Raw genomic sequence first — 15,326 nt, forward strand, 5'->3', positions numbered from 1 at the left:
CGCTGCTGTACAGCATCTGTTTGAGCTTGGCCGGGTCGTTCACCAGCCGGGTTTCCCTGGAGAGCTTTTTCAGGGACTCCGACAAGCGGCTGAACGACAGCTCCGGCACCGCCTGACCGATACCGTCCTCATCATCGCCATTCCAGAACAGGGGCCGCAGCTGGTCGTAACCCACCGGAACAAAAATCCGGCCGTAACTCAACTGGTTGCCGCTTTCACGGTAGAGAATCTGGCAATGAGTGCCTGCAGGATTCTCCGCTTCCATGATTAGGAAGCTGAAATGAGTCGGAAAGTAGTGCTGAAAGCTCTCATCATTAGTGTAAAAGCTGCCAGCACTGGCATTGCGGAAGGCGAATTTCTTGCGACTGTTCTTGAAGTTGTTCTCCGGCAACAGGAACAGGCGTAGGCTATTTAAAAGGCTGGACTTGCCCAGGTTCCCCGGGCCCAGAATCAGGCCGTGGTTATCCACCGGAATTTCCACGTAACAAAAGCCGGCGGAATCCACCAGAACCAATCGACGAATGCCAAAGGTAAAATTGCCTGGGCTCCCCTGGGAGTCACTCATCCAGAATCATCTCCTGTTCCATGAATTTGCCGGTCGTTCGAAACGCTTCTGCCAGAGCCACAAAACCAAGCCCCTCCGCCAGCGATACAGCCCTTGTAAACCGTTCGGTGCTGTCCGGTAGTTTGCAGAACTTCGCTAGCCACCGTTGCCAGTCGGCCGGCTGCACAAACGTGGTTTTGTCACCGAGCGAGGCCGCGATTGTCGAGAACATTTGCAGACCACCGGCATCATAATCGAATGCGCAGAATACTGCTTCATAGCCCTTCAACCAATCGAGAATCGCGCCCCGAGTAATCCGGTTGCCACCGCCCAATACCACATCGCACTCCGCCAGTTTCAGACCGGTACCCAGCGCCTTACTGGCGAAATCCAGCATTTGCGCATACTGGTAGAAATTGCGCTCGTTCTCTACCACCAGCACGGACCGGGCCCGTTGAAAACCCATATCAACGGATTCCGTCCCGATAACCGCTACATCCGGCCGGCTGGACGCCAGCCCCTGATGATAAACGAGAAGAAAACTGACCTCGGTGCCGTGGCGGTGGGAGTTACCCTTTTTCGCGGCGTCTACCCGGCTTACCGGAGCTTGCGCCACACTCTGCAGCTCTGCGAAAGCGTTTTCATCCAAAACTGTCACTATCCACCGATTGGTTTGGACTCTATCGGTAGCAAAAACATCACGAGCGCGACGACGAAACGACTCCGGAAGTTTCTTCAGGAAAGCTTCATAGTTAATGGGCTGGCCACGGAGGATTTTCTCGAGGTAGTCGTTCAAGGGCGCACCACGGTTATTCCTGGAGTTGCGTACGAGCTGGGGAGCAAAATAACTCATAAAGCGTTAATATGGACACCATACTACATGGCCCTTCACCACTCTTGGAGCAAACACTATGCGCCTTCAGGATTTAATTGACGAGGCTAGCGCTCTCCCCGTCGACGAACGAGCGCTGGTTCTGGAATCACTTTTGAAAAGTCTAAACCCAATTGAAGCCGGTATCGACGAAAAATGGGCCGATGTTGCACAAAGCCGCCTGGAGGAACTGGAGTCTGGCAAGGTAAACCCAGTGCCCGGCGATGACGTTTTCAGAAAGATTCGGAGCAGGATGAACAAATAATGGATTATTCCTTTCATCCCGCAGCGGAAGCGGAATTGAATGAAGCAATTGATTATTACGAATTAATCCAAACAGGCCTCGGAATCGATCTGGCTGAGGAAGTCGAGCAAGCAGTAGCCAGAGCTGTCAAATTCCCCCAAGCCTGGAGCTTCATTCGGAAACCTGTTCGTCGTTCCCTGGTTAAACGATTTCCCTACGGTGTTCTTTACGTTGAACAGAAAAGCAGCATTTTCGTTCTTGCTGTTATGAACCTTCATCGTGAACCAGATTATTGGAAGAACCGGCAATAACCGCTGATGTGAAGTGGGTCGGCAGGACTTACTCGCCCTCCCCGGCCAGCATGTTCATGATCAGGCGGATCATCGTGTCTTTTTTTGCAGGATCGGATTCGGCCACTAACAGGGTGAGAGCGGCGAGACCCACATCGTTAATCACCGGCTCCCCGCTCGCGTTGAACAGCCGACTGTTGCGGTGCAAAAAGTCCACAAACAGAAAAGCCGCGCTGCGTTTGTTGCCATCGGAGAACGGGTGGTTCTTGATCACAAAGTACAGCAAATGTGCAGCCTTTGCCTCGACACTGGGATAAGCAGGCTCGCCTAAAACGGATTGGTCCAGGTTACCCAGTAGTGAAGCCAGGCCATCGCCTCGGTCACGGGCGAAAAGCTCGGTAGCTTCGCCCCGAGCCATTAGCTCACCCTTCAGGCCATCTAGGCCTGATCGAGCTTCTTCCAGCGACGGCAAAGTACCACCGGCCTGCGACTGCGGATCGGTGAGTAGGCCCTCATCGTAACGTTGCAGAAGAAGAAAGGTCTGGGCATAGCGGCTGACGATGTCCACCAAACCACGTCCACTGTCCGTGTCCAATCCGGGACTTTGAGCAGCCTTGCGAACCAGTGTTAAAGCCGCTTCCAGTTCCTGGGCATTTTCTTCGAAGCGCTGGCGGTTCAGTGTCCAGCCCTGGGTGAGGTGCTCACGTAGAATACGGGTGGCCCACTGGCGAAAGCGGGTTGCTCTATTGGAATTGACGCGATAGCCCACCGAAACAATGGCGTCCAGATTATACTGTTTGATGCTACGGGTGACCTGACGCCTGCCTTCCTGACGAACTACCGAGGAATCCTCGGTAGTTGCCGACTCGTCCAGTTCACCCTCCTTATAGATATTCTTCAGGTGCAGACCGATGTTGTCTGTGGACGTGTCAAATGCTTCCGCCATTTGACGCTGGCTCAGCCAAACTGTTTGATTATTGGCATCCAGGCGCACCTCGACTGTTTTATCGGCGTTTTCATAGATAATAATGGGGGTGGCGTTTTCTTCACTCATGCTATTTCTCCATCCTTGAAAATTCACAATCGATCTTCGTTATATGGCTGGTGGCCCCGCTTATGAGACCGCCCACCAATTCCATTCCCGGAAATTTTGTTAAGCTCTACTTTAAAGCTCTATCGCAGATTCGCAATGATGCAAACAAAACAACTAGATAACGGCAGCGGCTTTCGCCTGAGGATGCAGGATTGGGTTCTGTTCTGATGAACCACAAACCGGTGATGACCACAAATACGTTCTCCCTGAACCTACAACGACCCTTCAATCTGCGCATGACGGTGGAAAGCCACGGTTGGTGCCAGCTTGCGCCCTGGCACTGGGACGGTCGGAATCTTGAGCGAACAGTAAGAATAGGCACCAACACGGAATGGGCCCGCGTTCACCAGCCCTCTGAAGATCAGCTTCTTATCGAAACCTCCTCATCCAGCGCCGACGCAGTTTCCGAACGCGTCGCCCGCTGGCTGCAGTTGGACTGGGATCCCTCTGAGTTTCTTGCCCTTTGCGACAGGAACGATCCAAACATTGCCCGCTTCATCCGGACCGGTGGCGGGCGATTCCTGCGCGGTGACACCTTTTTTGAGGATCTCATTAAAACAGTTTGCACCATCAACACGACCTGGAAACAGACCAAATCCATGGTCGCCTCTCTGGTTGCGCTGGGCGACGGCCTGTTCCCTGAGCCCGGAGAACTCCAGACGATCGGGCCCAAGCGTTTGGCTGAAGAGTGCAAGCTGGGATTCAGAGCCAGAACCGTCGATACGGTGATCGATCAATTACTGCAGGACCAAGCCATCCAAACCGATGGTTCAGCCCTTAGTGACATCATTGACTACGACTACCTGATTTCGCTGAAGGGCATCGGGCCCTATGCCGCAGCACACACCATGATGCTTATGAGAGATTTTGAGACGCTGCCGGTCGACTCCGAAGTCAGCGCCTATCTCCGCCAGCAAGGGTTCGACCCGAAGGAGGCCCAAAGCGCATTTCAGCACTGGGGTAAGTATCGGTTTCTCGGCTATAAGCTGAAGCGGATTGTCGATGAAGAAAACTGGATTGGGGAATGATGCAATGACCAAACTAGCCCTCGTAACCGGTGCCAGCGCCGGCATTGGCCGTGAAGCCTGCGCCCTCTTTGCCCGGAAAGGCTACAGGGTGATCGCCCTGTCCCGACAGCCGAGTGGCGTTGAGTCCGCAGGCCAGGAAATCGCATTGGACCTTGAATCCTTTGAGCAGATCGAAGGCCTTGCCGGCACGCTGGAGGCAGAAATTGCGACAGCCGAGCGAGTTATTCTGGTTAACAACTCCGGTTACGGGCAATTCGGCGCGCTTCGCGACCTGTCCGAATCCATGTGGCAAAAACAATTCAGCACCCACGTATTCGGCCCCATCAAGCTGGCTGCTGTCTGCCTGAGACTCTGCGAACAACACGGGATACCCTTGCGGGTCATCGCCGTAAGCTCCGTTCTCTCCATCGTGCCCCAACAAATGAAAGGCGCTTACTGTGCCGCCAAGTCTGCGATGAACACGGCCCATGAAAGCTTCTGGTTTGATGAACAGGGCAGCAAAAGCCTGGAAAGTGTCTCGCTTGTGCTTCCGGGGCCCGTGGCAACTCGGTTCAGAGAACATGCTCTGGCCGCCTTACGGCCCGTGATTGAGCGGGCGAACACGGCGCACCAGGAAAAGTACGAAGCACTGGAATCAGCCCTCGCGCCAAGCGCCAGAATGAAGCCCTTTACAGCAAGTGCGTCTAACGTCGCCGAAAAGATTTACAGGGCTGCAGAAGCGGCACGTCCCAAGCCTCGATATCTGGTTACGCCGCAGACTTACATTGCCGCCTTTATCACTCGGTTTGTGCCCCATTCTATCCAGCGGAGGTTATTGAGTTAGCTGTTTATTTTGCGGTTCATTTTGGCAATGGCCAAAGTACTAACTTCCGAGTCAGTTTGAACTCAATCCGTGGAATTAAGCCTGAACGTCACACTCATTGGCCTGCTCCCCTCATGGCTCTGATACTCAACGGGGCCGAAATAAGTGAAGGGAGCAGCTTTGCCATTACGCAGCTTATTTTCACGGACAAATAGGTGTATCGAGAACCTAAGATTTTGGTGATCGATGAGCTCTCGCCCCCTCTTGCCCTGGGGCGTGGTCGAATTCTGACTTTGCCAGTGAAATGTGCGTTCATCGATCCAATGATCAACATAACGGTGCTGAGCCCCTTTACCTTGCTTGTTGAGTGTCACCAACAAAATATGGGCATTCGCATCTTTCAGGAATATGTGACCGCTTTGCCAATTGCCGGGATTAAAAGTCGCGCCGAATAATTCAGGAATCTCCTCTCTCGGGATTTCCTGTCCGACAGCCATTTCCAATGGATCTATAATCTCGCAAAAGCGTGCGAACGTTCGAAACTGTTCGATGAGCTCAGGAGTGACAACGATATCTTGATACTCCGGGTTAGCAGCTTCGAGTAGATATTCACCAACCGGGGATTTGCGCACTGTCCGCAGAAGATATTGTGTGTCGCCTGCCTCATCAATCCGTTCAATCGCGAGCGTTTTCCCAGTGATCGCTCCAGCTTGGTTGGGGTTGATCTGCTCAAGCAACAGAAAATCACCATCTTGAATCGGCTGCTTTCCGCCATTCATGGAGTTACCCGATGCTCTGGCAATGAAATGACGATTTGGCTCTATTCGCCCGTGCCCCAATCCGATGGACCTGTACTCCGGCTCTTCAGCGTGACTGCTTCTAAAATGGCCACAAGCGATCTTCAAGGATGGGAAATAAGGCAACTCCGTTCCAGAAGGAGTAATTGGGACGACATTTTCAGGCGACGACTGCTCGTGCTTGGCAGACTGCCGTGCTTCATAGGAGGCCAGGCGATAATCAATTAACTCCTGGACCATCTCCTCGAAAGGCGCTATCTGATCACCTTTCAGCCCAATAACTGACTTAAATTGATCGTTCTCAATCTCAAAAATAGCTGGAGACTTATTGGTCCAATGATCGACAGGATTCTTCTTCCAGTATTGCTGCCATTGTGCCGAGGAACCATCAACGTCCTTTACTGAAGCAGCAATTTCTTGATAGAGCCTCGGGCGGCGTTTCAGTGCCTCCCATGATGCTTGGGCCAGTTTCGAGACCTCTGGTGGACTACGCCATCCGCCTAACTGCTGAAACGCGTCTAGCAAAATCATTTTAAATGATTTGCTCATGGCAGTCGTTTCAACTTCCAGCAAAAACGTTTCGTAGCGGGACAAGAGTTCTGTCTCAATCTCGGTGAGATCTTCCATGTCCCGAACCAATCCAAACCAGCTTCCGTGCAATTTGCGAGTGTTAGCGATACTGGCACCGAAATGATAGTACTCGGTGAGTGTTGGACGACGACCCAATGTACCTCTCAATACCTGGTAGTCCTTTTCAGCGCCCTGATGATCAAGACCTTTCAGGAAATCGATCACCTCCAGATCGTAATTGATAAAGCATCCGTCTGGCAGGTCCAACTGATTCTTTTCAGCTTTCCTGGCAAACTCCGCTAACTGTCGGTGATTCATCGCCTGGCCAATGAGCGCCTGAGGTTTATGCAAGAAACTCTGGTGGTTACCAACAAAATCCAGAATCACAAGCTTGTCTTTCCCAGTGGCCAGGTTTTTCCGTAGGCCTCGTCCAATTTGCTGAAGAAACAGGATCTTGGACTCCGTCGGGCGCAATAGCAGCACCGTATCAATGGCGGGCAGATCAACACCCTCGTTGAACAGGTCGACAGAAAAAATCACATCGAGCTGACCGTTTTCCAACTTCTCCAAGGCCTCCCCACGAGACATCTCAGATTCACCGTGAACGGCTGCGGCCCTGATTCCTTTTTTTACAAACTGGCTCGCCATAAAATCGGCATGGGCCCGTGAAACGCAAAAGGCCAAGGTCCGGCTTTGCTTCTCTTCACTCCATACCTTAAGCACGTGTTTAGCACGTCCATAAGTAGCCAGCTTATTGGCGAGCAGGTTGGGATCGAACTTCCCGTTGCGCCAGGGGATCTCGGCATAGTCTACCGTCTGGTCGTAGATACCGTAGTAATGAAACGGCACCAGGAATTGGCCCTTAACGCCTTCAAACAACGGGTATTCGAAAACCAAGTTGTCGTCACACAACGACAGGATGTCCGAGCGGTCTGTCCGGTCTGGGGTTGCCGTTAATCCCAGCAGAAACTGCGGTGCAAAGTAACTCAAAAGCCGATGGTAGATGGGTGCTGCGGCATGGTGGAATTCATCGACCACGATATAATCAAAATGCCGTGGGTCGAATCGGTCCAGATGCGTTTCTTTGCCGAGTGTTTGCACCGAGGCGCAAAGAATGTCCACCGTTCGATCGCGCTGCTTACCCATGTAAAAGCCAACGCGGCTATTCGGCTTGATCCGCAAGTAGGTTTCAGCCGCCTGATAGAGAATTTCTTCGCGGTGGGCAACAAAGAGAATCCGACGGGCACCCATTTGAACGGCATCAAAGGCAGATAGCCAAGTTTTACCTAAGCCCGTTGCTAATACGACCAAACCTCTTCGGTAGCCTTCCACGCGGGTCAGATCCAGTGCCTCTAGCGCTTCTTGTTGCACTTCATTAGGTGTTGGAACTTCCTGTTTCTCATCACTGCCCGGTTCCAGTGACTGTTCTGGTGGCTTCCTCCGTTTCTCGTACTCATCGATCCAGTTGTCGGTGAGCGGCACAACATTTGGGTGCTGAAACAGTTCATCGAACCTACTGGCAGCCTCGAGGTACCCAGAGTCGGGCGGGAAATCCACCTGGTAATTCCATTCCAACCCGTCCTGAAGCGCTTGTCGGCTGATATTGCTAGAACCTATAAACGCCCTGCCCCACATTTGCTGATTCTCAACATGGCCAGCGAAGAGGTAAGCTTTCAAATGAAAACTACTCCCCTGGCTCTGGTAAACTCGCACCTGAGCTCCATGGTCATGCAACAGGACAAGCTTTCTTAGCGCCTCCGAATCGGTGATATCCAGATAATCGCTTGTGAGAATGCGGATACAGGCGGGCTCAGATGCTCGCTGCAGCGCGCTCACTAAATCCGGGAACAATAGATTCAAGCCAGTAGTTTTCACGAACGCTACGGCCATATCTATTCGATCAGCAGCTTTAATTGCCTGGCACAACTTGGGCAGGAAATGATGTTCTTTACCGCCCGTCGTTAACTTATTCTGTGCCGCCGGCACCTTGGTCAAGATAATGTTCAACCACTGCTCATGCCTATCGGGACGTTGGTCATCAGTGCGCCACATCCGACAGGCTTCAAATCCTGGCAGGTCCTGGACCCAGTGCTCGGCAACCGATTCATCAGCATCAGTAAAGTGCCGGCCATTGTGGTTGCGTTCCCCCTTCCCGATCTTGAAACTCATGTAAAAAACGCCATCCGGTTTCAGGGCACTCCACAACCGGCCAATGACTTCCGGCACCTCGGCTAGAGGCAAATGCAGAAGGCTGGCACAGGCCCATATACCATCGTAGGTACTGGATTCATGGATATCCGAGAAATAGCGATGCTGAACCGATAAGCCGGTCTTTTCGCGAGCTAAAGAGGCAATAGCACCAGAACCATCAAACGCAGAAACACGGTAGCCCTTCCGATTGAAAAACAACGCATCCCGGCCAGAGCCACAGCCGGCATCCAGAATGTGTCCACCTTCGGGAACCTGCGGCAAGAATTCCTGGTAAAGCCCGTCCATGCTGACTTGAAACGTTGATTCCACAAACGCATCCGCATTGTTGTTGTAATAGGCCAGCGTATCCTTCATTAAATGGTTCCCTTGCGACTAATTAGCCTGAAGTCTATTTAATCCAGGCTACCAGGGCGGGCAAGACGCGGCCAACAAACTTTTGGGTGCTATCCACACCAACCAGGCTACAGGGACTAAGCGCCCTGCTCCTTCGATGCCTGAATACTCACCGGCGGTACCCCAAGATCCTGCCACTTCTCCGGATGGCAGGTGAACAGCAGTATCGGATGCCGGGGCCGCATCAAACAGGATGCGTTTCATATCTTCGAGGCGCTCGTTGTCGCTGTGCACCAGGGTGTCATCCAATATCACCAGGATCGGCCTTCCGGCTTCCCGCAGCAGATCGGCATAGGCCAGGCGGCTGATCAGTCCCATTTGTTCCCGCGCCCCGAAACTCAGTTCAGTGATCTGCCCCAGTTCGTTGCCCCGGCTGAAGGTGCCGGGCCGTAGCTGTTCGTCGACTTCAAGGGAGGCTTCCGGGAAAAGCACTGACAGGTAATGGTTGAGGTGATTTTGCAACGTTGCCTGTAGGCGACGTGTGAGGACTTACCGCTATTCTGTGAGCAGGTTGCGCCGGAGATTCAGCGCCTGGCAATGCGTGCGGTTCTAGCCTAGTCGGTTTTCTCGAAGCTACACTGGCCTAAGCCGACACGCCGCATACTTAAACTCCGGAATCTTCCCGTAGGGGTCCAGTGCCGGATTCGTGAGCAGGTTGGCCGCCGCCTCCGCAAACGCAAAAGGTATGAACACCATACCCTCGGGCATGACCTGGTCGGCCCGTGCCGTCAGGGTGATGCTGCCACGGCGGGTGGCGACCTGGATGGCATTGCCCGGGGTAACGCCCAGGCGGTCGAGCTCCGCGGGTGCCAGGTAGGCGGCCGCTTCCGGTTCCCGCTCGTCGAGTACCATGCTGCGACGGGTCATTGCACCGGTGTGCCAGTGTTCAAGCAGTCGGCCTGTGGTTAGCACCATGGGGTAGGCTTCATCCACCGGTTCGTCTGGCGGTAGCGGCCGGGTGGGCGATAGCTTGGCGCGACCCCCGGCGAGGGGGAAGGCATCGGAGAAGACTACGTCCTGCCCTGGTTGGTCGTCGGCCGGGCATGGGTAGGTTACGGAGCCTTCCTGTTCCAGGCGGGACCACGAGATATGATCCAGTGAGTGCATGCCCTGCTTCATCTCGGCGAACACCTGCTCGGGGCCAGTGTAGTCCCATGCCAGGCCGAAACGCCGGGCGATTTCCTGAATGATCCACCAGTCGGGCTTGGCCTGCCCCGGTGGTGCCAACGCGGCGCGGCCCATTTGCACCTGCCGGTTGGTGTTAGTGACGGTGCCTGACTTTTCTGACCAGGCGGCGGCGGGCAAGATCACGTCCGCAAACTGGGCGGTCTCGGTGACGAACAGGTCCTGCACTACGAGATGTTCCAGCGCGCCAAGCGCGGCTCGGGCATGGGTCAGATCCGGGTCGGACATGGCGGGGTTTTCACCGAGGATGTACATGCCTTTGATGGTGCCGGCGGTGATGGCGTCCATAATCTCCACCACAGTGAGCCCGGGTTCCGGGTCCAGTTCGGTGTTCCAGAGTTCTTCGAAGGCCGCCCGCAGTTGGGTGTCGCCCACCGGTTGGTAGTCGGGCAGTACCATGGGAATCAGGCCGGCGTCGGAGGCACCCTGAACGTTGTTCTGGCCACGCAATGGATGCAGGCCAGTGCCGGGCCGGCCGGTGTGGCCGCAGGTCAGGGCCATCGAGATCAGGCAGCGGGCGTTGTCGGTGCCGTGCACGTGCTGGGATATGCCCATGCCCCAGAAGATCATAGCCCTTTCGGCACCGGCATAGGCACGGGCCACTTCACGAATGGTGTCTGGTTCAACGCCGCAGATTGGGCTCATGGCCTCCGGGGTCATATCCGCAACACTGGCTGCCAGTGCTTCGAAGCCTTCGGTGTGGGCATCGATATAGGCCTGATCGTAAAGACCTTCGCTGATAACCACATTGAGCATGGCGTTGAAGAGCGACACATCGCCACCCGGCGAGAAACGCAGGCTGCGCCAGGCATAGGCATCCAGTGCCTGGCCCCGGGGATCGATGATGATGAGCTTGGTGCCGTTTCGGGCCGCCTGCTTAAAGTAGGTGGCGGCGACCGGATGATTCACGGCCGGGTTGCAGCCGGTGAGGATCACCACATCCGACTGAAGCGCCTGCATGAAGGAAGCAGTGACCGCGCCAGAACCCAGGCACTCCATCAGCGCCGCCACAGAACTGGCGTGGCAGAGCCGCGTGCAGTGGTCCACGTGGTTGGAGCCGAAACCGGTGCGCACCAGCTTCTGGAACAGCCAGGCTTCTTCGTTGGAGCACTTGGCGCTACCAAAGCCGGCGAGTGCACTCGGGCCGTGTTGGCCTTTGAGTCCCGTCAGCCCGGTTGCGGCAAATTCCAGTGCTTCTTCCCAGCTTGCCTCGCGAAAATGCGTTAAGGGATTGGCCGGATCAAAGTCGGGGTCGACGCCCTTGGGCACGCCCTCCCGCCGGATCAGCGGCCGGGTCAGCCTTGCTGGGTGCGAGGGATAATCGAAGCCGAAGCGGCCTTTTACGCACAGCCGGCCCTGATTGGAGGGGCCGTCTCTGCCTTCTACAAACAGGATGCGCCCCTGTTGCTCTCCTGCTCCGTTTTGGGATGGCTCGTCCTTGACGTGATAGGTGAGCTGGCAGCCGACGCCGCAATAGGGGCAGACGGAGTCCACGGTGCGGTCGGCTTGGGCGGAATCACCACGACCTTCCGAATCAATCAGGGTAGCGGGCATCAGCGCCCCAGTCGGACAGGCCTGCACGCATTCGCCGCAGGCCACACAGGTGCTGTCGCCCATGGGGTCGTCGAAGTCGAAGATGACCTTGGACGCGGTGCCCCGGTGTGCCAGACCAATCACGTCGTTGCCCTGCACTTCCCGGCAAGCGCGCTCGCACAGGCCGCAGGTGATGCAGGCATCCAGGTTGACGTTCATGGCAGAGTGACTGGCGTCATGGCCCCGGGCGTGGGGCAGCGTGTCGGATCTTGGTTCGGCATGGTGAACCGTGGGCTCTTCCCGATCAGAACGGGCCGGGAGCCGCTGGCGCACGGCACTGGCATCGATGGCCAGTTGGTCTGCCGTATCCCACAGGTGGCTCGAGAGATCAGGGCTGTTTTCTCGTTCAGGCTGATCCGCCAATAGCAATTCCAGCACCGCTGTACGGGCTGCCTGGACACGGCCGGAACCCGCACTGCGCACTACCATGCCAGGCGCTGCCTCGCGGATACAGCTTGCGGCTAGCACCCGCTCACCCTCAACTTCCACCATGCAGGCCCGGCAATTGCCATCCGCGCGGTAACCGGGGGCGTCTTTGAAGCAGAGGTGTGGGATGGTCTCACCGGCGCGCTTGGCGACCTGCCACAGGGTTTCGCCGGGGTGGGCCTGAACTTCAACGTCGTCCAGGGTCAGGGTAAAGCTTGTTTCAGTGTTGCTCATGGCGGCCTCCCTACCCTTTGGCGATCAGGTTGTGGCTGGCGAGTTCGCTGCGGAAGTCTCGCAGCAGGCTCAGAACCGGATTGGGAGCGGCCTGGCCCAGGCCGCAGATAGAGGCATCCGCCATCACCCCGGCCAGCTGTTGGAGGGTGTCCTCATCCCAGGTATAGCGCTCCAGCAACGTCAGCATTTTCTCGGTGCCCACACGGCAGGGGGTGCACTGCCCGCAGGACTCATCCGCGAAGAAACCCAAAAGGTTGGCGGCCGCGGCTTGCAAATCGTCCTGGTCGGACAGAACGATCACGGCGGCGGAACCGATGAAACAGCCGTGCTCCTGGAGGGTATCAAAATCCAATGGGATGTCTGCTTTGCTGGCAGGCAATATGCCGCCGGAGGCCCCGCCGGGCAGATAGGCCACCAGGCGATGCCCTTCAGCCATGCCGCCGCAGTATTCCTCAATTAGCTCGTTGAAGGTGATGCCCGCAGGCGCGACGTGCACACCGGGCCGGGCCACCCGGCCGGAGACCGAAAAGCTGCGAAGCCCCTTGCGACCATGCCGCCCCTGGCTGGCGAACCATTCGGCACCCTGGGCGTGGATGCGCGGGATCCAGTAAACCGTCTCGACGTTGTTGACCAGGGTGGGCTGGCCAAACAATCCTTTCTGGGCAACGAACGGCGGGCGGTGGCGCGGCTTGCCGGGCTTGCCCTCCAGTGACTCGATCAGGGCGGATTCCTCGCCGCAGATATAGGCTCCAGCGCCACGGCGCAGGATGATAAAACCCGGCTCGACGATTCCGGCCGCTTCCAGCTCGGCAATGGCTTCGGTCAGCACTCTGTGCAGACCGGGATACTCATCCCGCAAATAGATGTACAGGGCCTTCGCCTCAACTGCCCAGGCACTGACCAGAGCCCCCTCCAGGAAAACGTGGGGTTCTTGCTCAAGGTAGTAGCGGTCCTTGAAGGTGCCCGGTTCGCCTTCGTCGGCGTTGATCACGGCATAGCGCGGCCCCGGCTCAGCGCGCACTGCCTGCCACTTGCGGAAGGTGGGGAATCCTGCACCGCCGAGACCGCGCAGGCCGGCGTGCTCGAGTTCGGTGGCCAGCGATTCGACGCTCACTCGGCCTTCATGGCAATCGGTCAACAGTCCATAACCGCCAGCGGAACGGTAATCCGCCAGACGTTGCCACTGGATTTCTTCCGGGTGAATCTGGCCCTGCTCTACCACCGCACCCACGTTCTGGGCATTGGCATGGCATACGTGATGATGGCCGACTTCGACCACTGGCGCCGTGTCGCAACGCCCCATGCAGGGTGCACGCCGCACACGCACCGTGGAGGGGTCAGCACCGTCAGAGAGCGCCTGGTGCAGCGCCTCTGCTCCGGCCAGTTGGCACGAAAGAGAATCACATACCCGTAGGGTTATTGCCGGTGGAGGCGTTTGTTCGTCGTGAACAACATCGAAATGGGCGTAAAAGGTGGCCGTTTCATAAATGGCGGCCATGGGCAGATTCATGAAAGACGCCAGGGCCCGCAGGTGGGGCATGGAGAGGTAACCGTAGGCGTCCTGCAGTGCATGCAGGTGCTCTATCAGACGATCACGGTGGCGCATGTAGCGCCGCGCCATATTTGGCATAGAGTCGCGCGATAATTGGCACTGTGATGTTGTTGTGCAATGGTAAAAGGAATTACCAATTAATGGCAGAAACTTCGTCGGCGGTCTCCGCCTTTGCAACCCGATCCTCCAGGTACTGCCGCTTACCAGTGGCGTGACCGCTCTCAACAATCCACGCATCGGACTTGGCGATTATCCGGGTGACCAGCTCGGCCTTTGGCATCTGCCGGCCTTCTGCCAGATTTGAGATCAACGGCGTTACGGGTGGGTCGCCTTGCTCGTCGGCGTCTACCCATGCTTGGTATTCCCGCGCCTCCCGCTCCTGCTTATCGAACGTCAGGGTTTCAGCCTGCGGGTACTTGTCCAGCATCAGCTGCATCTGAACCTGGTAGGCGTCATTGATTTCATGCAACTTGGCGTCCCGCACGTCCTTAAGGCTCCGTGTGTCCGGGTGCCCCTCAAACAGCACCAGGGCGTTGCCTTCGGCCATCCAGTCTTCAACGTCCGCGTACAGCTCGTTACTTACGGGCACCACAGCGCCACGCTGGATGCGACCATAGTCAGCCAGGCACACCACGGCACCGGCGTTTTTGTCATGCGAGAACATAGCGATCCTCCAAGATAGCCCGGTGCTGCCGGGCCAGTGATTCAATCAGGTTGCGTGAGTCGGCCCAGCGAGCATGGCCCAGCCAGGCGGCCAGAAAGCGGCGCAGTGCTGCCCGGTCACCAGATCGGGTGTGGGCAATAATCTTCCGCTTAGCGCGCCGAACGCTGTCTTTTCTGAGCAGCTTGTAACGGGGAAAGATCCGGTAACCGAGAAAATTCACGCCGGCGGAGACTGGTGTTACTGACCACTTGCTGAAGATCAGTCCGAGCGTGTCGCGGCAGAAGTCACCAAGCGCCTGGCGCAGACGCTTCAGGCGGTCAACGTCGGTACTGAGAACGACAATGTCATCCATATATCTGACGAAGGTTGAGACGCCTTCCTGCTGAGCCAGAAACCGGTCAACGGCGGTGCCATAGACGTTTGCCCACAACTGACTGGTGAGGTTGCCAATGGGCAGGCCAATTCCCTCTCGGGGTGTAAATTTCTCAATCAGCCAAAGGGTGTGACGGCAGCTGATCTTGGCTTCGATGCGGTGCCAGAGCGTCGGTCGGTTCACACTGTAGAAATACTTGGAGAAATCCGTCTTCAGAGCATGAACCGTTTCGCCGTGAGCGGCGAGGCGCCTCATCATCGCCTGAGTGTGGATGGCACCGCCGTGCATTCCGCGCCCCTTACGGCAAGCGTAGGCCTGGGGGAGCATGCCAACCTCAAAGATCGGACCGATGACATTGCACAGCGCATGCTGCACCACACGATCCTGAAAGGGGGCAGCGGTTATGGGGCGGGGTTTGGGCTCGTATACCCAGAACTCCCGGGGGCGACCGGGCTT

At 56.4% G+C, this 15,326-nt stretch carries 11 protein-coding genes and 2 pseudogenes; 4 read left to right on the forward strand and 9 right to left on the reverse strand.

Going from position 1 to position 15,326, the window contains the following annotated elements; genetic code table 11:
• Positions 1-565 (reverse strand): annotated as a pseudogene (locus tag WD429_RS12585) (hypothetical protein); the annotation flags it as partial.
• Entirely contained in the window at positions 558-1,202 is a 645-nt protein-coding gene (locus WD429_RS12590; RefSeq protein ID WP_368422527.1) for a hypothetical protein, read from the reverse strand. The pseudogene WD429_RS12585 and the gene WD429_RS12590, both read right to left, overlap by 8 nt.
• A gap of 253 nt (positions 1,203-1,455) precedes the next feature.
• Here WD429_RS12590 and WD429_RS12595 point away from each other — a divergent pair, with 253 nt between their 5' ends.
• The gene (locus tag WD429_RS12595) at positions 1,456-1,680 is read left to right on the forward strand and encodes an addiction module protein (RefSeq protein ID WP_368422528.1); all 225 of its coding nucleotides are present in this window, start codon (positions 1,456-1,458) and stop codon (positions 1,678-1,680) included.
• Positions 1,680-1,970, forward strand: coding sequence for a type II toxin-antitoxin system RelE/ParE family toxin (locus WD429_RS12600; RefSeq protein WP_368422529.1), 291 nt, complete (start codon positions 1,680-1,682; stop codon positions 1,968-1,970). The genes WD429_RS12595 and WD429_RS12600 overlap by 1 nt, the downstream gene beginning before the upstream one ends.
• A gap of 28 nt (positions 1,971-1,998) precedes the next feature.
• Here WD429_RS12600 and rhuM read toward each other — a convergent pair whose 3' ends face one another.
• Positions 1,999-3,003 carry a RhuM family protein gene (rhuM, locus tag WD429_RS12605; protein ID WP_368422530.1) on the reverse strand — a complete coding sequence of 335 codons (1,005 nt, stop codon included), beginning with the start codon at positions 3,001-3,003 and terminating at the stop codon, positions 1,999-2,001.
• Positions 3,004-3,209: 206 nt separating this feature from the next.
• Here rhuM and WD429_RS12610 point away from each other — a divergent pair, with 206 nt between their 5' ends.
• Together WD429_RS12610 and WD429_RS12615 are read left to right on the forward strand one after the other, a co-directional pair.
• Positions 3,210-4,070 (forward strand): hypothetical protein, encoded by an 861-nt coding sequence (locus tag WD429_RS12610; protein WP_368422531.1) that lies wholly within the window; start codon positions 3,210-3,212, stop codon positions 4,068-4,070.
• Between the two features lie 4 nt (positions 4,071-4,074).
• The gene (locus WD429_RS12615) at positions 4,075-4,893 is read left to right on the forward strand and encodes an SDR family NAD(P)-dependent oxidoreductase (RefSeq protein WP_368422532.1); all 819 of its coding nucleotides are present in this window, start codon (positions 4,075-4,077) and stop codon (positions 4,891-4,893) included.
• A gap of 62 nt (positions 4,894-4,955) precedes the next feature.
• Here WD429_RS12615 and WD429_RS12620 read toward each other — a convergent pair whose 3' ends face one another.
• The 6 genes and pseudogenes from WD429_RS12620 to WD429_RS12645 form a co-directional block, all read right to left on the reverse strand.
• Positions 4,956-8,804, reverse strand: a complete 3,849-nt coding sequence (locus WD429_RS12620; RefSeq protein ID WP_368422533.1) for a DUF3427 domain-containing protein — start codon at positions 8,802-8,804, stop codon at positions 4,956-4,958.
• A gap of 116 nt (positions 8,805-8,920) precedes the next feature.
• A pseudogene (locus tag WD429_RS12625) lies at positions 8,921-9,377 on the reverse strand (ATP-binding protein); the annotation flags it as partial.
• Between the two features lie 39 nt (positions 9,378-9,416).
• Positions 9,417-12,281 (reverse strand): formate dehydrogenase subunit alpha, encoded by a 2,865-nt coding sequence (gene fdhF / locus WD429_RS12630; RefSeq protein ID WP_368422534.1) that lies wholly within the window; start codon positions 12,279-12,281, stop codon positions 9,417-9,419.
• Positions 12,282-12,291: 10 nt separating this feature from the next.
• The gene (locus WD429_RS12635) at positions 12,292-13,911 is read right to left on the reverse strand and encodes an NADH-ubiquinone oxidoreductase-F iron-sulfur binding region domain-containing protein (protein WP_368422535.1); all 1,620 of its coding nucleotides are present in this window, start codon (positions 13,909-13,911) and stop codon (positions 12,292-12,294) included.
• Positions 13,912-13,963: 52 nt separating this feature from the next.
• The gene (locus WD429_RS12640; protein WP_368422536.1) at positions 13,964-14,497 is read right to left on the reverse strand and encodes a hypothetical protein; all 534 of its coding nucleotides are present in this window, start codon (positions 14,495-14,497) and stop codon (positions 13,964-13,966) included.
• Positions 14,484-15,326 (reverse strand): RNA-directed DNA polymerase (locus WD429_RS12645; protein WP_368422537.1); only part of this gene is annotated, 843 nt, incomplete at its 5' end. The genes WD429_RS12640 and WD429_RS12645, both read right to left, overlap by 14 nt.

The sequence above is a fragment of the Marinobacter sp. genome (assembly GCF_040904845.1).
Taxonomy (GTDB): domain Bacteria; phylum Pseudomonadota; class Gammaproteobacteria; order Pseudomonadales; family Oleiphilaceae; genus Marinobacter.